This window comes from Pseudomonas sp. GM41(2012), from assembly GCF_000282315.2.
Classification (GTDB): Bacteria; Pseudomonadota; Gammaproteobacteria; order Pseudomonadales; family Pseudomonadaceae; genus Aquipseudomonas.
This window is the reverse complement of the sequence record NZ_AKJN02000005.1, coordinates 233,048-253,945: the sequence shown is the minus strand read 5'-3', so window position 1 is coordinate 253,945 and position 20,898 is coordinate 233,048. Positions and strand designations below refer to the sequence as shown.

Here is a 20,898-nt window from a genome sequence, read left to right as displayed (position 1 = left end):
AGCTTGCTCGCGATGGCGGCGGCACGGTCAAAATTGATGTGACTGACAGATCGCCATCGCGAGCAAGCTCAGCTCCTACAAGGGATAGTGGGTGATTGGTTTAGCGGGGATCCATCTCGCCGTCGTGCCCCGCATTGTCGGTTTCCTCAAGCACCTTTTCCTCGTTCAGCGGGCGCGCGCCTTCATTGTCGGTCAGTTCGTCGATGCCCGGTTCATCTTCGGGATTGAGGGTGGTGCGTCCTGGACTCAGGGGTTCGGGATGTGTCGGGATGGGATCGTAGCCACCCTGTTCTTCACTGGGGAATTTTGGATTCATGGGGGCACCTCGCATGGAGCCGTAAATTCGGACTCTGAACATTCGAGGTGCCGGTATTTATCGCCGTTCCAATTTTTCAGTCACCGATCGTCGGTGACCAGACTGGGCGTGTCAGGACTACGTCTGGAGCCGATCAACGATCTTCTGCTTAACTTGCACGCGCTTCTCCTTGAGTTTCTTCAACGCGTCATCACTGGGCGCATCGGATTGTGCGGATTCAGCCTTTACGACCTCGGCGTCCACCTGCGAATACTTGTTGATCAGTGAATCCAGTAACGGATCCTTGGTGCGTTTTTGCTGGATATCTTCCTTTGAAATTTTGAGATCCTGAAAAAGGTCGTGTATCACCGGCATGGAACACCTCCGTTTGTTGATCGGAGGCAAACGCGATCAATGGCGTTCACCAACTATCAGAATGGCCTCGGTTAGCCGGTTCTGTCGACCGCCTATCAGACCAGCGGTGCCCGTTCGTCGCCCTGCCGCAAACGCAATAAAACCTTTGCCCGCTCGTCGGCATCCACAGGTTAACGATCAATCGATCGCCCATGAAAACCTGTGTGGAGAATAACCAATGGACGGATTTACCCTGCGCCACCTCACGTTGGCCGTTGCCTTGAGCACCAGCATGGGCACGGCTTTCGCTGCCACTTCCAATGACTTCGTCGACAAGGCGGCCGCGGGCGGTATCGCGGAAGTCGAAACGAGCCGATTGGCCCTGGAAAAAAGCTCATCGGCGGACATCAAGGCATTCGCCAACATGATGATCACCGACCACTCCAAGGCCAACGATGAACTGGCGGCTCTGGCGAAAAAGCATGACATCGAGGTACCGGACAGCACGACGCTGGTCAAACAGGCGAAGGAGAAAATCCTCGACTTGCGCGATGAATCTTTCGATGCGGCCTACGCCAACAATCAGGTGAAGGCCCATGAAGACACCCTTTCGCTGTTCAAGAAAGAAGCCAACACCGTGACGGACGACAAAGTCAAAGGCGCCACGGAGCTGAAAGGTTTCGCGCAAAAAATGTTGCCGGCGCTGGAGAAACATCTGCAAATGGCGAAAAAGCTCCAGACTGCTCACCCAGACAAATAACCTTGTCGAGTCCTTTGCGGTCCTCATCGCGGGCAAGCCCGCTCCCACAGGAACTGAGTCGTTCACAAATCCTGTGGGAGCGGGTTTGCCCGCGATGAGGACCGCAAGAACACCGTGAATTCAAGCCGTGCCAAGAACTCTGGCCAAAAACGGCGCCGTCCGGCTCTTTTTGCTTTTAGCCACTTTCTGCGGTGTGCCTGCAATAACAATCTTCCCGCCCTGATCCCCCGCCCCCGGGCCGATGTCGATCACCCAGTCACTCTGCGCCACCACGCGCATTTCATGTTCGACGACGATCACCGTATGCCCCGCCGTCACCAGCGTATTCAACTGTTCGAGCAAGCGATCGACATCCCTTGGGTGCAATCCGGTGGTGGGCTCGTCGAGCACATACAGGGTTGCCCCACGCTGGTTGCGTTGCAGTTCGGTGGCCAGCTTGATCCGCTGGGCTTCGCCGCCCGACAGCTCGGTCGCCGGCTGGCCGAGGCGCAGGTAACCGAGGCCGATATCGCGCAGCACCTCCAGCGAGCGGCGAATTCCCGGTTGCTCGGCAAACACCGTGACCGCCTCGTCCACCGTCAGTTGCAGCACCTGGGCGATGTTCAACCCTTGCCAGATGATTGCCAGCGTCTCGGGGTTGTAGCGCGCGCCGTGGCAGGTCGAGCACGGTGCATAAACGCTGGGCATGAACAGCAACTCAACGCTGACAAAGCCTTCACCTTCGCACGTCGAGCAACGGCCCTTGGCGACGTTGAAGGAAAACTGGCCCGCGTCGTAACCCTCGGCCCGGGCTTCAGGAGTGGCGGCGTACAGTTTGCGCACGTTGTCGAAGAGACCGGTGTAGGTCGCCAGGTTCGAACGCGGTGTGCGGCCGATGGGTTTCTGATCGACTTGCACCAGGCGCTTGATCGACGCCAGCCCCGCAGTGACCTGACCGCCGCTGACTTGCGGTGCGTCGTCCTCAAGGCTCAACTCCTCGGGTTCGCTGTCACTTGCTGCGCGCCCGAGATGCGCGCCTATCAGCTCGAGCAACGCCTGACTGACCAGGCTCGATTTACCGGAGCCCGAGACACCGGTCACCGAAGTGAAACAGCCCAGTGGGAACTCGGCGCTGAGATTATTCAGGTTGTTGCGGGTGATGCCTTCGAGCCGCAACCAATCGGTCGGCTTTCGGCTGACACGCGATTGGGTGACCTGCTCGGCGAACAGGTAGGCGCGGGTCTGGGAGTTCGTTATCTCGGCCAGACCTGGCGGTGGCCCGCTGTACAGAATTCGGCCGCCATGCTCGCCGGCCGCCGGGCCGACGTCGATCAACCAATCGGCGCGGCGCATGGTTTCCAGGTCATGTTCGACCACAAACAAGGTGTTGCCGGCGATTTTCAAGCGTTGCAGGGCTTCGAACAGCGCTTCGCCATCCGCCGGGTGCAGGCCGGCCGACGGTTCATCCAGCACGTAGATCACGCCGAACAACTGCGAACCCAATTGCGTCGCCAGGCGCAGACGCTGCAACTCGCCGGACGACAGCGTCGGCGTGCTGCGTTCCAGCGCCAGGTAACCGAGCCCCAGATCGGTCAACGTGCTGACCCGTTCCAGCAAGTCCTGAGCGATCCGCTGCGCGGCCAGGCGTTTCTCTACTGAAAGGTTCGGTGTGTGGCGTACATCCGGCGCGTTGGCGTGACCACTGGCGCCGTGGGCCACTCGTTGCTCGCGGGCTTCGCGGGTCTGGTCGTGCGTCAATACCTCCCCCGCCGCCTCGGCCTGTTCGAGGTAGCTGTGAGCGGCGACTGGTTTCAAGACTTCGGCCACTTGCAGCAACGGCATCTGCGACAGCTCGCCGATGTCGTAACCGGCAAAGGTCACCGACAACGCCTCGCGCTTGAGCCGTTTGCCATCGCACAATGGGCACGGGCTGCCGAGCATGAATTGCGAGACACGCTTCTTCATCAGCGCGCTTTGGGAATGGCTGAAGGTGTGCAGGATGTAGCGCCGGGCGCCGGTGAACGTGCCCTGGTAACTCGGTTCCATTTTGCGTTTGAGCGCGACTCTGGTTTCTTCGGGGGTGAGCCCGGCATACACCGGCACCGTGGGGGTTTCTTCGGTGAAGAGAATCCAGTCGCGCAGTTTTTTCGGCAGATCGCGCCAGGGTTTATCGACGTCGTAACCCATCGTCACCAAAATGTCGCGCAGGTTCTGTCCCTGCCAGGCGGTGGGCCAGGAGGCGACGGCGCGCTGGCGAATGGTCAGGCTCGGGTCCGGGACCATCAACGCTTCGGTGACTTCATACACCCGCCCCAACCCATGACATTCGGGACACGCGCCTTGGGGCGTGTTGGGCGAAAAATCTTCCGCATAGAGCATCGGTTGCCCCGACGGATAACTGCCGGCCCGGGAGTACAGCATGCGGATCAGGCTCGACAACGTCGTCACGCTGCCCACCGAAGAGCGTGTGCTCGGCGTACCCCGTTGTTGCTGGAGCGCCACCGCCGGCGGCAAGCCTTCGATGGAGTCGACGTCCGGCACGCCGACCTGATCGATCAGGCGCCGCGCATAAGGCGCCACGGATTCGAAATAGCGGCGTTGCGCTTCGGCGTAGAGGGTCGAGAATGCCAACGACGATTTCCCCGACCCGGACACGCCAGTGAACACCACCAGGGCATCCCGGGGGATGTCGACATCGACGTTTTTGAGATTGTGTTCCCGGGCGCCGCGCACCCTGACCATGCCGGAGGGGGGATTGGAAGTCATGAGCAGCCTTGATTGGAAGGTTCAAAGAAATGCGGTTCACCTGTAGGAGCTGAGCTTGCTCGCGATAGCGGTGTGTCTGACGCACCGCCATCGCGAGCAAGCTCGGCTCCTACAGGATTGATCGTTCCCAAGCGAGCGTGGGAACGATCAATCGGCTCAGCCGTTGAGGACGGTGCGCACCATTTGGGTCAGCGCCTCGGGGCCATAGGGTTTGCTCAGCAAATAAGTATCCGGGCTGAGCTGATGATTGCGCGAGATAATGTCACGGGTGTGGCCCGAGGTGAACAGCACGGCCACCGGTGGCGTCTGCACCTTGGCCCAGGCGGCCAGGTCCGCGCTTTTGATCAGGCCGGGCATGACCACGTCGGTAAAAATCAGGTCTACCACGGCGCCCTCCAGCAACATCTGCATTGCGACGTCACCGTTGGCCGCCGTCAGCACTCGATAACCTTCTTCACTCAGCAACTCCACCGCGGAGCTGCGCACCGCCTCGTTGTCCTCGACCACCAGAATGGTTTCGTGTCCGCCTCGCTGTTGCGGGGCATGTCGTGTCGTTTCGTTGAGCATCGGGCGCAGGCTGCGAGGGAAATACAGCCGCACCCGAGTGCCCTGCCCGACCGCGCTGGAAATCTCGATATGCCCGCCACTCTGCTTGACGAAACCGAACACCATGCTCAGGCCCAGCCCCGTGCCCTGGCCATCGGCCTTGGTGGTAAAAAACGGCTCGAAAGCCTGTGCAAGTACTTGCGGCGACATGCCGATACCCTTGTCAGCCACCGCGACACAGACATAGTCGCCGGCGACGATGCCCTTGCCTGCACAAAACTTGCTATCAAGGGCAATGTTCTCGGCGCTCAGATCAATGGTCCCCTCGCCGCTCATGGCGTCACGGGCATTGATCGCCAGATTGAGGATGGCGTTTTCCAGTTGATTGCGGTCCACGTAGATGCGCCAAAGGGCTTCGGCCGCGTTGACATTGATCTGGATGGTTTCCCCCAGCGCCCGCTGCAACAATTCCCCCAGCCCATCGAAGACCTGCCGCAGATCGCAGACCGCTGGCGACAAGGGCTGACGACGGGCGAACGCGAGCAATTGCGAAGACAGTTTGGCGCCACGTTCGACCGCGGCAATCGAAGCGTTGACCCGGCGCTGCACATTGGCGTTGTCCGGTTCATGCCGCGCCAGCAAGTGCAGGTTGCCGGCGATCACCTGCAGCAGGTTGTTGAAGTCATGGGCCACGCCACCGGTGAGGCCGCCGATGGCTTCGAGTTTCTGCGATTGACGCAGTTGTTCTTCAGCGGCCAGCCGTGCTTCGACTTCGTCGGCAACGCGTTGCTCCAGGTTGCGGGTGAACTTGAGCAGGGATTCTTCGGCGGTCTTGCGTTCGTGGATGTCGATCAACACCCCGGGAAAACGGAACGGTTCGCCCTGCTCATTGAACTCGCAGCCACCGCTCGCCAGCACCCACAAATAATTGCCATCCGGGCGCAGGACCCGATACTCGGCGTTAAACGGTTCGCCGGTTTCCACTGATTGATCGATCTGCTCCTGCACCCAACTGCGGTCATCGGGATGGATCCGTGCTGCGGCAATGTCCATTGGCAGGTCGGCCAGGTTTTGCTCCGGCGGGTAGGAAAAGGTGCGGGCGAAACGCTCATCACCGGAGAGCACATTGTCCTTGATGTCCCAGACGAACGAGCCGAGCAAAGCCCCGGCATTGAGCGCCAGGCGCACCCGTTCGTTGTCGGCGTGATAGGCGTCCTCGGCGGCCTGACGGCGGCGTTCGGAAATCACATGCTCGGTGGTCTCGACCACCATCGCCATGACCCCGGCCGGTTTCCCGCCATCATCCGCCACCGGGCTGTAATAGAGGTCCAGCCAGACGTCTTCGGGAACCCCGTCGCGCAGCAACTCCAGGACTTTGTTGCGATAGGACAAGGTGCCGCCGGCCAGGCAGGTATCGACCACATGCCGATTGAATTCGGCGACTTCCGGCCAGCCCAGTTCCACCGGGGAACCCAACAGGTAAGGATGGCGGCCACCGGCAAATTTGGAGTACGCATCGTTATAGATCATGTAACCGGGTCGGCCCCACAGCATCACCATCGGCAGTGGGGACGCGAGCATCAACTGCACCGCACTGCACAAGCTTCTGGGCCAAGTGTCCATTTTCCCAAGCTCAGTCAGGCTCCAGTCGAACGCGCGGATGCGCCCGGCCATTTCACCGTTCCAGCCTGCACACCCATGGCTATCGTCTAGAAACTGCATCGACTGACTCTGTATCCCTGTAGATGACTGGCTTAAGGGATCGCAACGGCATGAGGACGGTGCGTGCCCGTTTGTTTCGAGCTTCACCGACGCCAATGGTTTCATAGAGGTTAGCTGATTCGCTAAACCTCTGTGGCAGCGGGGCTTTTGTGGCGAGGGAGCCTACTCCCGTTGGGGTGCGAAGCATCTACCCTGTAGGAGCTGCCGCAGGCTGCGATCTTTTGACTTTGCTTTTTTAAGGCAAGATCAAAAGATCGCAGCCTGCGGCAGCGCCTACAGGGGAATCGGCGCAGAACGCTAAACCTCGATCAGGTGCTTGAGCGGGTGGTAGCCGGTTTTCAGTGTGGCGGCGACGTCGAGAATGGCCTTCTCGATGCCATTCAAATGCATGCAGGTCAGTTCGATCGCGGCGCTCTGGTTGCCGGCTTCGATGTACTCGATCAGCCGCAGGTGTTCATCGTCGCGGCACGCTTCGTGACTGTCGTCATCCAGCGCGGCGGCGTACAGCGAGGCGCGGGAAATCAGCTTGCGGAACCAGTCCAGCAACACCGGGTTGTTCAGGCTTTGCGCGAGTTTGATGTGGAACTCACCCAGCAGATGAATCAACCGTTCATGGTCGCCACTGCGGTGCGCTTCATCCTCCAGCAACAGGTGATCACGCAGGTCCTGGGTCACGGCCGTATCACGACGACGACAGAGCTCGGTGACGATGCCGATCTCGATCAGGCGCCTCGTTTCAAACAGCGAGCGAATCTCCTCATCACTGGGCAATGACACCGACGCCCCTTTGTTGGGCTCGGTGGTGACCAGGCCATCGGCCTCCAACTGTTTGAGCGCGGCACGAACCGACGTCCGGCTGACATTAAAAAGTTCGGCCAATGACGCTTCGCCAAGCTTCATCCCGGGACGCAATGAACGTTTGCTGATCGCCTCGTAAACCCCTTGGTAGACGCGGTCGACCGTGGTCTCGAGTTTTTTCTCGGTCATCTGAACACTCCTTTAGCGCTAAACAACCGGCCCCAGGCGATGAGCAGCCTTTGAAAAAGGGGGTTGCACGAGCAGATTAATCCGGTTATTTCTAGATTGCATCCAGATATTGCATACAATAATTAGAGGAATGCACCAATATGGGTCATCCAACAGCGATTGAAGTGCGTAACGTCTCCAAACGGTATTCCGACGATCCGGGGCTGGCTCCAGCCCTCGACAACGTTTCAGTCGACATTGCCGACAACGAATTCTTCACCCTGCTCGGCCCTTCCGGCTGCGGCAAGACCACCCTGCTGCGTACCATCGCCGGCTTCGAACAAGTCAGCGAAGGCGAGATTCGTCTGGCGGGCGAACCGGTCAATGATTTGCCACCGTTCAAGCGCCGGGTCAACACCGTATTCCAGAGCTACGCGCTGTTTCCGCACATGAGCGTCGCGCAGAATATCGCCTTCGGCCTCGAGATGCAGGGTCTTGATCGCAAGCTCATCCCGCAACGTGTCGATGAGATGCTCACGCTGGTACAAATGCAACACCTGGCCCAGCGCAAACCGGCCGAGTTGTCCGGTGGCCAACAGCAGCGCGTGGCCCTGGCCCGGGCCCTGGCGCCGAAACCCAAAGTGCTGTTGCTCGACGAACCGCTGTCGGCGCTGGACTTGAAGCTGCGCAAGGAAATGCAGGTCGAACTCAAGCGCGTACAGAAGGAAGCCGGGATCACCTTCATTTTCGTCACCCACGATCAGGAAGAAGCCCTGACCCTGTCCGACCGAATCGCCGTGATGTCAGCCGGCAAGATCCTGCAAATCGGCACACCGAACGATATCTACGAAAGACCCAAACATCAGTTTGTCGCCCAGTTTATCGGCGACATCAATTTCCTCCCCGGCCACATCAAACGCGGCCAGCAAAACGAAAAACTGTTCGTGCCGAACGGCATGCCGGTAGAAATCCCCTGCCCGGCCCAAGGCTTCGACGGTGCTGCCGTTCAATTGGCCTTCCGCCCGGAGCGCTCGCAATTGGTCGACCTGGCGCAACCGCATCACCTGCGCGGCGTGATCGAAGCGGTGTTGTATGTCGGCACTGCCACGCTCTATCAGTGCCGGTTGAACAACGACATCAAGGTCATGCTGCGCGAGAACAACGAAGGCCTGAATCGTGGCCGGGTGGTCGGTGATCGTGTCGCGGTCAACCTGCCGCCCCACGCCTGCCTGTTGATGGAGGCCTGAGATGAGCGTCAGTAGCACTTCTCCCGCCCTCAACCGTGCGCTGTTGCTCAGCCCGGTGGTTCTGACTTTGCTGGCATTGATCGCCATTCCGCTCGGCATCATGGGCTACATCAGCCTGTTGCCGCGCAACGTGTATGGCGGCGTCGACTGGCAGGCCAACTGGCAATTGCAAAGCTACGTGCAGTTGTTTTTCCAGGAAGGTTTCGACGGCGAACTGGAACTGAACTGGGTCTACGCCCAAGCGCTGTTGCGCTCGGTGTTCCAGGCCGGTGGCACCACGTTGCTGTGTTTCCTGTTCGGCTTCCCGGTGGCGTTGTGGATGTCGAGCCTGACACCGCAGCGGCGCAACCTCATGGTGTTGCTGATCACCATTCCGTTCTGGACCAACCTGCTGATCCGCAACTACGCGTGGCTGATCATCCTGCGCGAGCACGGCTGGGTCGCCCAGAGCCTCAACGCGCTGTTTCCGCAGGCCGGTGGCATCACCCTGCTCTACAACGACTTCGCCGTCAGCGTCGGGCTGGTCTACAGCTTCCTGCCGTTCATGATTTTGCCGATCTATTCGACCCTGGAAAAACTCGACTGGCGCCTGGTGGAAGCCGCTTACGACCTCGGCGCCAATCGCTGGCACGCGCTAAAACGGATCATCCTGCCGCTGTCGATGCCCGGCGTGATTGCTGGTGCGCTGCTGGTGTTTGTGCCGAGCCTCGGTGCCTTCATCACCCCGGCGATTCTCGGCGGCGGCAAGACGCTGATGATCGGCAACCTGATCCAGCAACAGTTCGGCACCGCGCGCAACTGGCCGCTGGGCAGTTCGCTGTCGTTCCTGTTGCTGGGGATTCTGCTGCTGTCCCTGGTGCTTTATGCCCTTTATAGCCGCAGCACCGCCAAAACCCTGCGTCGGGGAGCCACCGCATGATCGCCCTGCACCTGAAAAAACTGCCCCTGACCCGCGAAGTCAGCCTGTTGATCCTGGCGTATCTGTACGTACCGATCTTTGTGCTGATCGCCTACAGCTTCAACGCCAACCGTTCGGCCACGGTGTGGACCGAGTTCTCCTTTGCCTGGTACGGAAGGATTCTGGCCAACCCGTCGATCCAGACGGCGGCGCTGAACTCGATCATCGTCGCCAGCATCGCCACGGTGTGTGCCACGGCCATTGCGTTGCTCGCGGCGTTGGCGACGTACCGGCCGTTCTATGGACAGAAGATGGTCGAGGGCGGGATCAACCTGCCGCTGATCCTGCCGGAGATCGTCACCGCCGTGGCCACGCTGCTGTTGTTCATGGCGCTGGGGATCAAGCTCGGATTGCTGACGGTGATCGTCGCGCACATCGGCTTCTGCATTCCGTTCGCCTACCTGCCGATCCGCGCCCGGCTCAACGACCTGGACAAGAGCTTGCTGGAGGCGGCGAACGATTTGTACGCCAACCCGTGGCAAGTATTTCGTCGAGTGACGCTGCCGCTGCTGTGGCCGGCAGTGTTGTCCGGTTCGGTGTTGGCGTTCGTGGTCAGCCTCGACGATTTCATCATGACCTTCTTCGTTGCCGGCCCCGGTTCGACGACGTTGCCGGTGTACATCTTCTCGGCGATCAAGTCCGGCGTCACGCCGGAGATCAACGCGATCTCGACCCTGATGCTGGTGATTTCCATCGTGCTGGTGGTGCTGGCCTTCTGGCTGGGACAGCGCGGCAAAAACCAATGAGCCTGGAGCGTTCTCTAATGAAAACAAAAAGCATGCGTTTCGCTGTCGCCGGTCTGGCCCTGAGTTGCTTCGCGGCGTTCAGCGCCCAGGCTGCCGAACCTAAGGAATTGTTCTTCTACAACTGGACCGACTACTACCCGGTCGATCTGCTGGCCAAGTTCGAAAAGGAGACCGGGATCAAGGTCACCATGGACGGCTACGACAGCAACGAAACTTTGCTGGCCAAGCTGCAGGCCGGCGGCGCGGCGTATGACGTGATCGTGCCGTCGCAGTCGATCATGCGCACGTTGATCAACCAGAACCTGCTACTGCAAATCGATGCGTCGACCCTGCCCAACTTCCAGTACGTCAAACCGGCGTTCCGCGATCCGGGTTTCGACCCGGGCCGCAAGTTCTCCGCCCCGTACCTGTGGGGCACCACCGGGTTTTCCTATGACAGCGCACGGGTGCCCGGCGGCAAACTCGATGACTCTTGGAAAGAGTTCTTCGAACCGCGCAAGGAACTCGAAGGCCAACTCGCCGCCCTCGACACTTCCAGCAGTGTGATCAACGCGGCCAGCCATTACTTGAACGTCGACGAATGCAGCGAAAACCCGCAGGACGCCAAGCGCATTCTGGAGCTGCTGCAGAAACAGAAACCGCACTTGAAGATGTACAGCTCGGACAACACCGTCGACCGCATGGCCTCCGGTGAAGTGATCATGATGCAGAACTGGAACGGCTCCACCGCCCGGGCCACGTTGCAAAAAAGCACCATCAAGTACGTGTACCCGCGCGAAGGCCTGGCCATGTTCCAGGACAACTTCGCCGTACCGAAAAGCGCCCCGCACCCTGGCAACGCGAAGATCTTTATCGACTGGATGATGAAGCCGGAAAACGCCGCCGCCGTGTCCAACGCCATCGCCTACGCCAACGGTATCCAGAGCGACAAGCTGATCGACGCCAAATGGCGGGTGATGGACGCGATCAACATGCCCGACGAGTTCGCCTCGCGCCTGCGCCCGGAAAAAGAGTGCAGCAACAAGGCGCGTGAGCTGCAGGACCGGATCTGGTCGAAGCTCAAGGGTTGATTGGCTGGCTTGAGACCGAGTCGCGGCCATCGCGAGCAAGCTCGGCTCCTACAGGGGGGTGTGAACACCGCGAATCCTGTAGGAGCCGAGCTTGCTCGCGATGAGGCCCGCCCAAACACCAAAAAATTCGAGGTATGCAATGACCTGGCTACGCAACGTCCGCCCCTACGGCTCCCCCGCCGAAGACCTGCTTCTGGAAAACGGCCTGTTCAAAGATCGACGCCCCGCGTCCAACGCGCCGTTGGACGCCACCGACATCGACGGCCAAAACCAGCTCCTCACCCCGGCCCTGGTCGAAAGCCACGTCCACCTCGACAAAACCCTCTGGGGTCAACCCTGGCGCCCGAACAGCGCCGGCCCGACGCTCAAGGACTACATCGCCAACGAGCGCCGCGTGCTGCGTGACGTCCAGGCACCGATTGCCCAGCGCGCCGGCGCCCTGCTGGAAAACTGCATTGCCCGTGGCTCGCTGACGATGCGTTGTCACGTCGACATCGACCCGGAATTCGGCCTGCGCCACGTCGAGGCCATGCAGCAACTGCGCGAAGGCTACCGCGACCTGATCGACCTGCAACTGGTGGTGTTCCCGCAAACCGGCCTGATCAGCCGCCCCGGCACCGCCGAATTGATGCGCGAAGCCATGGCCCTGGGCGTGGAAAATGTCGGCGGCCTCGACCCCTGCGGCATCGACAACGACCCCATCGCGCAGCTCGACTTCGTGTTTAAGCTGGCCAGCGAATTCGAGCGAGGCGTCGACATTCACCTGCACGACAAGGGCGAATTGGGCCTGTGGCAGATCGCACTGATCGCCGACTACACCGAACGCTTCGGGCGTCAGGGTCGGGTGATGATCAGCCACGCGTACTGCCTGGGGATGTTGCCGTGGAGTCAGGTCAAACCGGTGGCCGAACGCCTCGCGGCGCTGGGCATTTCCCTGATGAGTTCAGCACCGGCCGATTGCGCGGTGCCGCCGTTCCTCGCGTTGCGCGAGACCGGGGTGAACGTGTGCCTGGGTTCGGATGGCATTCGCGACGCCTGGTCGCCCATGGGCAACGGTGACATGCTCGAACGAGCGATGCTGCTGGCGTTTCGTTTCGACTTGAACAAGGACGATGAACTGGCGGCGGCGTTCGAAGCCGCCACCGTGAATGGCGCTCGGGCGTTGGGCTGTGAAGGTTATGGAGTGGAGATCGGTGCGCCGGCGGACTTTCTGCTGATGCCGGTGCAGACCCTGGGTGAGGCGGTGGTGTCGCGGCCGGTGCGGCAGGTTTATCGCGGCGGTGAGTTGATCGCCTCCGGTGGCCGACTGCTGGAAAGCCGTTTGTGAAAAGGATGGGATTGAAAGCCAGTTGCGTGGTCGGGTTCGACGGTACGCAGCATGTGCTGTGGCGCGACGGCGAAGTGGTGTTCGAAGGTTCGCGCATTGTGTTTGTCGGGCGGGGTTATCCGGGGCCGGTGGATCAGTGGGTCGATTACGGCAACGCGTTGATCGGTCCGGGCTTCATCGATCTGGATGCACTCGGTGATCTTGATTCGACGGTGCTGACGCTGGACAACGGCGATGAACGCGACATGGGCCGGATGTGGTCCGAGGACTATCTGGCGAGCGGTCCGCGGGAGAGTTACAGCCCCGATGAAGAAGTCTTCAAATACCGCTATGCCTTCACTCAGCTGATCCGCAACGGCATCACCACCGCCATGCCGATCACCTCGATGTATTACCGCGAGTGGGCCGAAACCTACGACGAATTTTCTGCGGTGACCGGTGTGGCGGCCGAGTTGGGGCTGCGGACTTACCTTGGCCCCTGTTACATGAGCGGCATGAGTTATTGGCGCGCCGATGGAAGCCTCGGGCATCACTGGGATGAAGCGCGAGGCATGGCCGGGCTCGACGCGGCTGTTCGGTTTTTCCATGATTTCGACGGTGCGCACGAGGGTTTGATTCGCGGTGCGCTGCTGCCGGACCGCATCCAGACCTGTACCCCAGCCCTGCTGCAACGCACTGCGGCGCTGAGTCGGGAATTGAACGCGCCGATGCGTTTGCATTGCTGCCAAGGGCTCGGTGAGGTGGCGATGGTCGAGCAACTGCGCGGTACTTCGCCGCTGGGTTGGTTACAACAATTGAATCTGCTGACTCCGCGCAGCCTGCTGCCCCACGGCATCTACACCTCCGGCGATGACGATCTGCAACGCGTGGTGGATGGCGGCGCGAGTCTGGTGCATTGCCCGGTGGTGTTTGCCCGTGATGGCGAGGCGTTGAACTCCTTCGGTCGCTATCGGGCCAAGGGCATCAACTTCGCCTTGGGCACCGACACCTGGCCGGCGGATTTGCTGGAAAACATGCGCCAGGGTCTGAATATCGCCCGATTGATGGAGGGCGGTGGTTCCTTGACCCACACGCTGGATTTTTACAATGCGGCCACCCTCGGCGGCGCCAAGGCCCTGGGTCGCGATGATCTGGGCCGATTGGCACCGGGCGCCAAGGCCGACATCACGGTGTTCAGCCTTCGCGGCCTGCATTTGGGGCCGCTGTTCGACCCACTGAAAAACCTGGTATTGGCCGGGCGCGGTGACGACTGCATCGCCACTTACATCAACGGCCGCTGCGTGATGCAGGACGGTCAGGTTCAAGGCGTCGACTACCCCGCCCTGCAACGCCAGGCCCAACAACAATTCGAAAAACTGATGCGCAGCCACAGCGACCGGGCCTTTGGCCAACCGGACTGGAAAGGCCTGTTCAAACCGGCCATCCCATTCGCTGACGACTACAGCGCAGACGCGCCGCTGAGCGCGATTGATCCCCTTCTTTAGAGAATTCTGCCCATGCAAAGCTTCGACTTCAGCCAATTGAGCCCGCGAGACAAGTACAAGATTCTGATCGGCAGCGTGGTGCCACGGCCGATTGCCCTGGTCACCACCATCGACGGCGAAGGTCGGATCAACGCCGCGCCCTTCAGCTTCTTCAACGCCCTCTCGGCCGACCCGCCGATCCTCGCGTTGGGCGTGGAAAACTACGGCGACCAAAGCCCCAAGGACACCACGCGCAATATCCAGCTCAACCAGGAATTCACCGTGAACATCGTCAGCGATGCCCTGGTGGAAGCCATGAACGTCTGCGCCGTGCCGTTCGCCCCCGGTTTCGACGAACTGACTGCTGCGGGCCTTACTGCCATTCCCGGCACCACGGTCAAATGCCCAAGGATCGGCGAAGCCCCGGTGGCACTGGAATGTCGGCGGATGATGGCGCTGTCCATCGGACAGTCACGGGAGATTATCTTTGGCGAAGTGTTGATGGCGCATGTGCGGGATGAATTGATCGACCCGAAAACCTTGTATATCGATCAGCTCGGGCTCGATGCGATTGGCCGGATGGGTGGGCATGGGTATGCGCGTACGCGCGATTATTTTGATTTGCCGACACGCTCGTTGCAGGCGTGGACGGATGCACCGGGGGGTGGCGAAAGGTTTTGGCCTGTCACCAAATAGGGTCTCTGCGGCTGAGCCCCTGTAGGAGCTGCCGAAGGCTGCGATCCTTTGATCTTGTTTTTTTCGGGCCTGTGAAGCAGCCAAAAGATCGCAGCCTTCGGCAGCTCCTACAGGGGTTGTGTATGACTGAGAATTAGCGAAAATCCCGGCTGCGTACGCTGATACCGTCGAGCAATGGGCTCAAATCGCTCAACCGTCCGGCAATCAAGTGCCGCACTTCGCCTTCCTTTTCCCAGCGCCCGTCGACCTTGAGCAATTGCGAGCCCACCAACACCTGGCGCTGCCGGTCGGCCAGGTCGCGCCAGACAATGACGTTGACGTTGCCGAACTCATCTTCAAGGGTGACAAAGGTCACACCACTGGCGGTGCCCGGGCGTTGTCGGCCGGTCACCAGCCCGGCGACGCTGACCGGTCGTCCATGCTCGACCTCCAGCAGTTCCTTCGAACTGCGGCAGCGCCGGGCTTTCAATTCACCCCGCAACAACGCCAGCGGATGCGGACCGAGCGTGGTGCCGACACTGTTGTAATCGGCCAGCAGGTCTTCGCCGACGGTGGGTTTGGGCAACGACACCGCGCCCTCCTCCTGACTCGGCAGACCGGCAAACAAACCGAGCTGTTTCTGCACACCCGCCACTTCCCAGCGCGCCCGATGACGGTCACCGGCCAGGCCGCGCAGCGCACCGGCATCGGCCAGTTGCTCCTGGGCGCGGGCATCGAGCCGCGCCCGTTCGCCGAGGTCGGCAATGTCGATAAACGCCCCCTTCGACCTCGCCGTTTCGATGCGCCGGGCATCGTCCTCGCGAAAGCCCTTGATCATCCGCAATCCCATGCGAATCGCCGGCTGGGCACCGGTGATCGGTTCGAGGCTGCAATCCCAATCACTGGCGCGCACGTCCACCGGGCGAATCTGCAAATGATGCCGGCGCGCGTCCTGCAGAATCTGGTCCGGGCTGTAGAAACCCATGGGCCAGCTGTTGATCAGCGCACAGGCGAAGGCCGCCGGCTCGTGGCATTTCAACCAGCAACTGGCGTAGGTCAACAAGGCGAAACTGGCGGCATGGGACTCGGGAAAACCATAACTGCCGAAGCCTTTGATCTGTTCGAAAATCTGCGCGGCAAACTCGGCCGTGTAGCCGTTTTTCTTCATCCCGGCGGCCAGGCGATCCTTGTGCGGCTCCAGCCCGCCGTGGCGTTTCCAGGCCGCCATGGAGCGGCGCAACTGATCAGCCTCGCCGGGGCTGTAGTCGGCGGCGACAATCGCGATCTGCATCACCTGCTCCTGGAACAGCGGCACACCCAACGTGCGCTTGAGCACGGTTTCCAGTGCCGGGGACGGATAGACCTCGGGTTCTTCCTTGTTTCGGCGTCGCAGGTACGGATGCACCATCCCGCCCTGAATCGGCCCCGGACGGACGATCGCCACCTCGATCACCAGGTCATAGAAGGTCCGGGGTTTGAGCCTCGGCAACATCGACATCTGCGCCCGGGACTCGATCTGGAACACGCCAATGGTGTCGGCACGCCCGATCATGTCGTAGGTCTGCGAGTCTTCGGCCGGGATCGTCGCCAGGCTCAGGTCCCGATGGCGATGACGGCGCAACAGATCGAAACAGCGGCGGATAGCACTGAGCATGCCCAACGCCAGGATATCCACCTTGAGCAACCCGACGGCATCGAGGTCGTCCTTGTCCCACTGGATGATGGTGCGCTCGGCCATGGCGGCGTTTTCCACCGGGACCAGGCTGTCCAGAGGCTGCTCGGAAATCACGAAACCGCCGGGGTGCTGGGACAGGTGTCGGGGGAAGCCGATCAACTGCCCCGTCAGGCTCAGCACCCGGCGCAGCACCGGGCTCTCGGGGTCAAACCCGCCTTCAAGCAGGCGTTCCACGGGCGGTGTTTCATCACTCCAGTGGCCACAGCAATCGGCCAGGGCGTTGATCTGATCCGGCGGCAACCCCAAGGCCTTGGCCACATCACGCACCGCGCCGGCCGCGTGATAGGTGCTGACCACCGCCGTCAACGCCGCGCGGGTCCGGCCATAACGCTGGAACACGTACTGCAGGACTTCTTCGCGGCGTTCGTGTTCGAAATCGACGTCGATGTCCGGCGGTTCGTTGCGCTCTTTGGAGAGAAAGCGCTCGAACAACAATGTGGTGCGATCCGGATCGATTTCCGTGATGCCCAAGGCAAAGCACACCGCCGAGTTGGCCGCCGAACCACGGCCCTGACACAGGATTTTTTGCTCACGGGCGAATCGCACAATGTCGTGAACCGTCAGGAAATAGCTTTCGTAGCCCAGTTCGGCGATCAGCTCCAGTTCCTTGTCGATCTGCGTCAGCACCTGGGCCTGCGGGCCTTTTGGCCAGCGCCACGCGATGCCCTCCTCGGTCAAATGACGCAGCCAGGACGTGGCTGTCTGGCCTTCGGGGACCAACTCCCGGGGATATTGATAACGCAACTGACCGAGGTCAAAGGTGCAACGCCGGGCGATGTTCAGCGTTTCGTCGAGCAGTGTTTGCGGGTAGATCGATTGCAGAGCCTCGAGACTGCGCACATGCCGCTCGCCATTGGGATGAAGACGCAACCCGGCCTCCGCCACTGGCACGTGATGACGGATCGCAGTCATGGTGTCCTGCAAGGCGCGTCGCCCACGAGCGTGCATGTGCACATCACCGCTGGCCACTGCCGGAATTCGCAGTTCGCCCGCCAGGGTCAGCAGCGCAGCCAGCCGTCGGGTATCGTCCTGGCCGCGATGCAACTGGACGGCCAGCCACAGGCAATCGACGAAGATCTGTTTCAGCCAACGGCCCTGTTCGAAGTCATCGACCGCGTCCGGCACCCACAATGCCAACAGCCCCGGCAAGGGTTCACTGAAGTCTTCCCGCAGCACTTGATACTGGCCTTTCTGCGTGCGGCGCCGCGCTTGGGTAATCAGTCGGCACAGGGTCTGGTAACCCTCGAGGTTTTCCACCAGCAACACCAGTTTCGGACCGTTCTCGATGTGCACTTCGCTGCCGATAATCAGCGGTAGCTCCACGGCTTTGGCCGCTTGCCAGGCGCGGACGATACCGGCCAGGGTGCATTCATCGGTGATCGCCAAGGCCTGATAGCCCTGCTTTTTCGCCCGCTGAAAGAGTTCGAGGGCACTGGAAGCACCGCGCTGGAAACTGAAGTTCGACAGGCAGTGCAGCTCGGCATAGTCGACACTCATGCGAACCAGCCTTGCAGCCACAACGGGCCGTCCTCACCGACCGCACGATAAGCCCAGCCCTGCTGGCCGGAACGGGTTTCAATCAGGAAGTAATCGCGGCGCACATCGGCGCCGTCCCACCAACCGGACTCGATGCGTTCCGGCCCCATCAGGATGCGCGCCGAACCTTCGTGCACCGCCAGCGGTTCAGTCAGCAGCCAACCCGGACGTTGCACCGCCGGCAGCCCTGCACAGCGCTGACTGTCGACACTGGCCTGCCACGCGCATTCCGGCCGGTGATCGGCCTGGAACCGCAAGCCCTGCACCGCGTCATCCCCCAACCGCGCACGCAAGCGTTCGCGCAGTTGCTCCCAGGGCAAGGACTGCTGCGGGCGGTCGTCGAACAGTTCCTGATACTGGGGAACGAAGGCCGGCAAGTCTTCGGCGCGCAGGCGAAAACCGCGCACCGGGGCCTCGACCTGGACGTGCTCCAACCGGCCCCGGGCCAGTTCAAAGAGCATCGCCGGATCACGTTCGGCGCTGAGCAGGCCGACCTTGATGACGGTGTCCGGCAACCCCGCGTGCTCCAGGTGCAGGTCGAAACGCTGCACGCCGCTGTCCCGACCGCAAAGAAACGCCGACAGGTCACCGGTCAGCCGGCGTAACGGAAACAGCAGCGCCTGATGCGACTGCACGTCGAAGTTGAGCTCGATGCGCACATCGAACCGGTCCGGCGGCAAGTAGAACGCCAGCGCCAGCCGCCGCAACCCGAGCAAGGCGTCCAGATGCTTGAGCACCTGGGCCTCGAAACGCCGGGCCAGGCTATGGCGAGGCAACGCCTGAACCTGACTCAAGGTGCGCAGCCCCATGCGCGACAACGCGGTGGCAACGCTGGTTTCCAGCCCGATCCGGTCGATGGGCAACTGTCCAAGATGATGTTGCAAGGCTTGATCGTCGGGCACCACCAGACCGTCATAAACGTTGGCCAGCACCCGTGCCGCCACCGGGTTGGGCGCGGCAACAATCCGATGGCGAAACCCCAACTCGCCGAGCTCGGTCCGCAACCGCGCCTCGAATTGCGGCCAGGCGCCGAACAATCCCAGGCTGGACTCGATTTCAAATACCACCGCACGCGGGTAATGCACGCTGACTTGTGAACTGAATCGATAAGCCCAGGCGGCCAGAAACTGCTGCCAGTGCTCGATCTCGGCAGCGTCGTATTCAGCCGTGACAAACCCTTTGCTCAAGGCCTGGGCGGCGGTCATCGACTGGCCCGGACGCAAGCCCAGCGCCCGGGCCGAAGCGTTGACCGCTTGCAACACCCGACGCTGGGCCGGGCCGGTCAGCAGCGCCAGCGGCTCATCGGGATCGGCGCGCTGACGCAGTACCGCGTCCAGCGCCAATTGCGGGAAGAGAATGCACACCCAGCGCATGGCAACCTCAATGTCCCACGGGGAAGGCAATCGGCGCCGAACGCGCCAACCCGCCCCGGCACTTGAGCACGCGCAATTGCGCAGGTTTGGCATCGATGGCGATGCGCAGCGCCGCTGGCGAAGGGTTGATCGCCTCATTGATCGAGCGGTAGGCAAACGCCAGGGTCGAGCCGGTTTCCGCCGCCACCTGCAAACGTCGCAACGCCCGGTCATCGGCCTTGTGCGGCCAGCACAGCACTGCGCCGCAACTGCCCGAACGCAGGCATTGTTCCGCTGCCCACAAGGCATCGCGCTCGCTGGCTTGGATGATCGACAACTGACGCAGATCGACCCCGGCGTTCTGCCAGGCCTGGGGATAGGGCACGTAAGGCGGCGCCACCAGCACGATGCGCTCGCCCGCAGCGGACAACCGCGCCAGTGCCGGCCACACCAGTTGCAACTCGCCAACACCCTGCCCGGCCAAAAGGATTTCGGTCAGTGCCGCTTCCGGCCAGCCACCGGTGGGCAACGCCGCATCCAGCGCGGCATGCCCGGTGGGTTGCGGGCTGACAGCCGGTGGCGCGGGCCGGCCCTTCCAGACCTGGCCGCCATTGAACAGCGTATCCAGCGCAACGACGGCGCCCATCACCCTTGCCTCACCAGACCGCAGAACACCCCTTCGATGGCCAGGTCCTGACTGGCTTCGACGATGATCGGCTTGTAGGCCGGATTGCGTGGCAGCAATCGGACACTCTCACCGACCCGTTCGAAACGTTTGATGGTGACTTCCCCGTCGAGTCGCGCGACGACGATCTGGCCGTTGACCGCCTCGGGATTGCGGTGCACGCCCACCAGGTCGCCGTCGAGAATCCCGTCCTCAATCATCGAGTCACCCTGGACCCGCAGCATGTAATCCGGCACCCGCGAGAAGATCGACGGGTCGAGCAGCAAGCGGCTGTGAACCTCGGCATCGGCACCGATCGGCGCCCCCGCCGCCACCCGGCCGAGTACCGGAACGTCCAGCAACTCGGGCCGCGCCGGTTGCCCGAGCAAACGAATGCCCCGGGCCTGATGCGCATTGACCTCGATAAAACCGGCCTCGGTCAGCGCCAGCACATGCTTGCGCGCCACGCTGCGGGAGGCGAAACCGAACGCCTCGCTGATTTCAGCGAGGCTCGGAGACTGGCCCTGCTCGGCGATTCGATCGCGGATAAAGGTCAGGATGGCGGTACGGCGGGGAGTTAAAGTCGTCATGGAGTACATTTGTACTCTTTTGGCTTTTTTCTGGCAAGGACTTGTAGGAGCTGTGTAGGAGCTGTCGAGTGAAACGAGGCTGCGATCTTTTGATCTTGCTGTTCTTTAAAAACAACATCAAAAGATCGCAGCCTCGTTTCACTCGTC

17 protein-coding genes are annotated in these 20,898 nt (G+C 61.4%); 8 read left to right on the top strand and 9 right to left on the bottom strand.

The features are described from left to right. Positions 1-100: 100 nt before the first annotated feature. Both PMI27_RS25615 and PMI27_RS25620 read right to left on the bottom strand, forming a co-directional pair. Positions 101-316 (bottom strand): hypothetical protein, encoded by a 216-nt coding sequence (locus PMI27_RS25615; protein ID WP_008154990.1) that lies wholly within the window; start codon positions 314-316, stop codon positions 101-103. A gap of 117 nt (positions 317-433) precedes the next feature. After that, positions 434-670, bottom strand: coding sequence for a DUF465 domain-containing protein (locus tag PMI27_RS25620; RefSeq protein ID WP_008154991.1), 237 nt, complete (start codon positions 668-670; stop codon positions 434-436). 217 nt (positions 671-887) lie between these two features. Between PMI27_RS25620 and PMI27_RS25625 the strand changes: the two genes are divergently transcribed. Then, complete coding sequence (locus PMI27_RS25625; protein ID WP_008154992.1) at positions 888-1,409, top strand: DUF4142 domain-containing protein; 522 nt, start codon at positions 888-890, stop codon at positions 1,407-1,409. Positions 1,410-1,529: 120 nt separating this feature from the next. On the opposite strand, the gene PMI27_RS25630 is transcribed toward PMI27_RS25625, so the two are convergent. From PMI27_RS25630 to PMI27_RS25640, 3 genes are all read right to left on the bottom strand, one after another. After that, entirely contained in the window at positions 1,530-4,154 is a 2,625-nt protein-coding gene (locus tag PMI27_RS25630; protein WP_008154993.1) for an excinuclease ABC subunit UvrA, read from the bottom strand. Between the two features lie 156 nt (positions 4,155-4,310). Beyond that, positions 4,311-6,422, bottom strand: a complete 2,112-nt coding sequence (locus PMI27_RS25635; RefSeq protein ID WP_008154994.1) for a hybrid sensor histidine kinase/response regulator — start codon at positions 6,420-6,422, stop codon at positions 4,311-4,313. A 297-nt stretch (positions 6,423-6,719) separates the two neighbouring features. Then, positions 6,720-7,409 carry a GntR family transcriptional regulator gene (locus PMI27_RS25640; RefSeq protein WP_008154995.1) on the bottom strand — a complete coding sequence of 230 codons (690 nt, stop codon included), beginning with the start codon at positions 7,407-7,409 and terminating at the stop codon, positions 6,720-6,722. A gap of 140 nt (positions 7,410-7,549) precedes the next feature. On the opposite strand from PMI27_RS25640, the gene PMI27_RS25645 reads away from it, so the two are divergent. From PMI27_RS25645 to PMI27_RS25675, 7 genes are all read left to right on the top strand, one after another. After that, a complete protein-coding gene (locus PMI27_RS25645; RefSeq protein WP_008154996.1) occupies positions 7,550-8,635 on the top strand; it encodes an ABC transporter ATP-binding protein in 1,086 nt (361 codons plus the stop codon). A 1-nt stretch (position 8,636) separates the two neighbouring features. Continuing rightward, positions 8,637-9,554, top strand: coding sequence for an ABC transporter permease (locus PMI27_RS25650; protein WP_008154997.1), 918 nt, complete (start codon positions 8,637-8,639; stop codon positions 9,552-9,554). Next, a complete protein-coding gene (locus tag PMI27_RS25655) occupies positions 9,551-10,339 on the top strand; it encodes an ABC transporter permease (RefSeq protein WP_008154998.1) in 789 nt (262 codons plus the stop codon). Before PMI27_RS25650 ends, PMI27_RS25655 begins: the two co-directional genes overlap by 4 nt. Before the next feature lie 17 nt (positions 10,340-10,356). Beyond that, positions 10,357-11,409, top strand: coding sequence for an extracellular solute-binding protein (locus PMI27_RS25660; protein ID WP_008154999.1), 1,053 nt, complete (start codon positions 10,357-10,359; stop codon positions 11,407-11,409). Positions 11,410-11,548: 139 nt separating this feature from the next. Beyond that, positions 11,549-12,736: an amidohydrolase family protein gene (locus tag PMI27_RS25665; protein WP_008155000.1), complete on the top strand. Its 1,188-nt coding sequence runs from the start codon at positions 11,549-11,551 to the stop codon at positions 12,734-12,736. Continuing rightward, on the top strand, positions 12,733-14,220 hold the full coding sequence (locus PMI27_RS25670) for an amidohydrolase family protein (protein ID WP_033053022.1): 1,488 nt from the start codon (positions 12,733-12,735) through the stop codon (positions 14,218-14,220). Before PMI27_RS25665 ends, PMI27_RS25670 begins: the two co-directional genes overlap by 4 nt. A 12-nt stretch (positions 14,221-14,232) precedes the next feature. Then, on the top strand, positions 14,233-14,895 hold the full coding sequence (locus PMI27_RS25675) for a flavin reductase family protein (RefSeq protein ID WP_008155003.1): 663 nt from the start codon (positions 14,233-14,235) through the stop codon (positions 14,893-14,895). A 133-nt stretch (positions 14,896-15,028) separates the two neighbouring features. Here the strand turns inward: PMI27_RS25675 and PMI27_RS25680 are convergent, their stop codons facing one another. The 4 genes from PMI27_RS25680 to lexA are packed head-to-tail and all read right to left on the bottom strand — an operon-like array spanning position 15,029 to position 20,760. Continuing rightward, positions 15,029-18,127, bottom strand: a complete 3,099-nt coding sequence (locus tag PMI27_RS25680) for an error-prone DNA polymerase (protein WP_202962617.1) — start codon at positions 18,125-18,127, stop codon at positions 15,029-15,031. Continuing rightward, positions 18,103-19,518, bottom strand: a complete 1,416-nt coding sequence (locus PMI27_RS25685) for a Y-family DNA polymerase (RefSeq protein WP_008155005.1) — start codon at positions 19,516-19,518, stop codon at positions 18,103-18,105. The genes PMI27_RS25680 and PMI27_RS25685 overlap by 25 nt, the downstream gene beginning before the upstream one ends. Before the next feature lie 7 nt (positions 19,519-19,525). Beyond that, positions 19,526-20,143 (bottom strand): translesion DNA synthesis-associated protein ImuA, encoded by a 618-nt coding sequence (gene imuA, locus PMI27_RS25690; RefSeq protein ID WP_008155007.1) that lies wholly within the window; start codon positions 20,141-20,143, stop codon positions 19,526-19,528. After that, positions 20,143-20,760: a transcriptional repressor LexA gene (lexA, locus tag PMI27_RS25695; protein ID WP_008155009.1), complete on the bottom strand. Its 618-nt coding sequence runs from the start codon at positions 20,758-20,760 to the stop codon at positions 20,143-20,145. Before lexA ends, imuA begins: the two co-directional genes overlap by 1 nt. Positions 20,761-20,898 lie beyond the last annotated feature (138 nt).

Bases quoted from the DNA above. Each gene is read 5' to 3' on its own strand.
- PMI27_RS25615 (WP_008154990.1), bottom strand. From the start codon at position 316: ATGAATCCAAAATTCCCCAGTGAAGAACAGGGTGGCTACGATCCCATC.
- PMI27_RS25620 (WP_008154991.1), bottom strand. From the start codon at position 670: ATGCCGGTGATACACGACCTTTTTCAGGATCTCAAAATTTCAAAGGAA.
- PMI27_RS25625 (WP_008154992.1), top strand. From the start codon at position 888: ATGGACGGATTTACCCTGCGCCACCTCACGTTGGCCGTTGCCTTGAGC.
- PMI27_RS25630 (WP_008154993.1), bottom strand. From the start codon at position 4,154: ATGACTTCCAATCCCCCCTCCGGCATGGTCAGGGTGCGCGGCGCCCGG.
- PMI27_RS25635 (WP_008154994.1), bottom strand. From the start codon at position 6,422: ATGCAGTTTCTAGACGATAGCCATGGGTGTGCAGGCTGGAACGGTGAA.
- PMI27_RS25640 (WP_008154995.1), bottom strand. From the start codon at position 7,409: ATGACCGAGAAAAAACTCGAGACCACGGTCGACCGCGTCTACCAAGGG.
- PMI27_RS25645 (WP_008154996.1), top strand. From the start codon at position 7,550: ATGGGTCATCCAACAGCGATTGAAGTGCGTAACGTCTCCAAACGGTAT.
- PMI27_RS25650 (WP_008154997.1), top strand. From the start codon at position 8,637: ATGAGCGTCAGTAGCACTTCTCCCGCCCTCAACCGTGCGCTGTTGCTC.
- PMI27_RS25655 (WP_008154998.1), top strand. From the start codon at position 9,551: ATGATCGCCCTGCACCTGAAAAAACTGCCCCTGACCCGCGAAGTCAGC.
- PMI27_RS25660 (WP_008154999.1), top strand. From the start codon at position 10,357: ATGAAAACAAAAAGCATGCGTTTCGCTGTCGCCGGTCTGGCCCTGAGT.
- PMI27_RS25665 (WP_008155000.1), top strand. From the start codon at position 11,549: ATGACCTGGCTACGCAACGTCCGCCCCTACGGCTCCCCCGCCGAAGAC.
- PMI27_RS25675 (WP_008155003.1), top strand. From the start codon at position 14,233: ATGCAAAGCTTCGACTTCAGCCAATTGAGCCCGCGAGACAAGTACAAG.
- PMI27_RS25685 (WP_008155005.1), bottom strand. From the start codon at position 19,518: ATGCGCTGGGTGTGCATTCTCTTCCCGCAATTGGCGCTGGACGCGGTA.
- imuA (WP_008155007.1), bottom strand. From the start codon at position 20,143: ATGGGCGCCGTCGTTGCGCTGGATACGCTGTTCAATGGCGGCCAGGTC.
- lexA (WP_008155009.1), bottom strand. From the start codon at position 20,760: ATGTACTCCATGACGACTTTAACTCCCCGCCGTACCGCCATCCTGACC.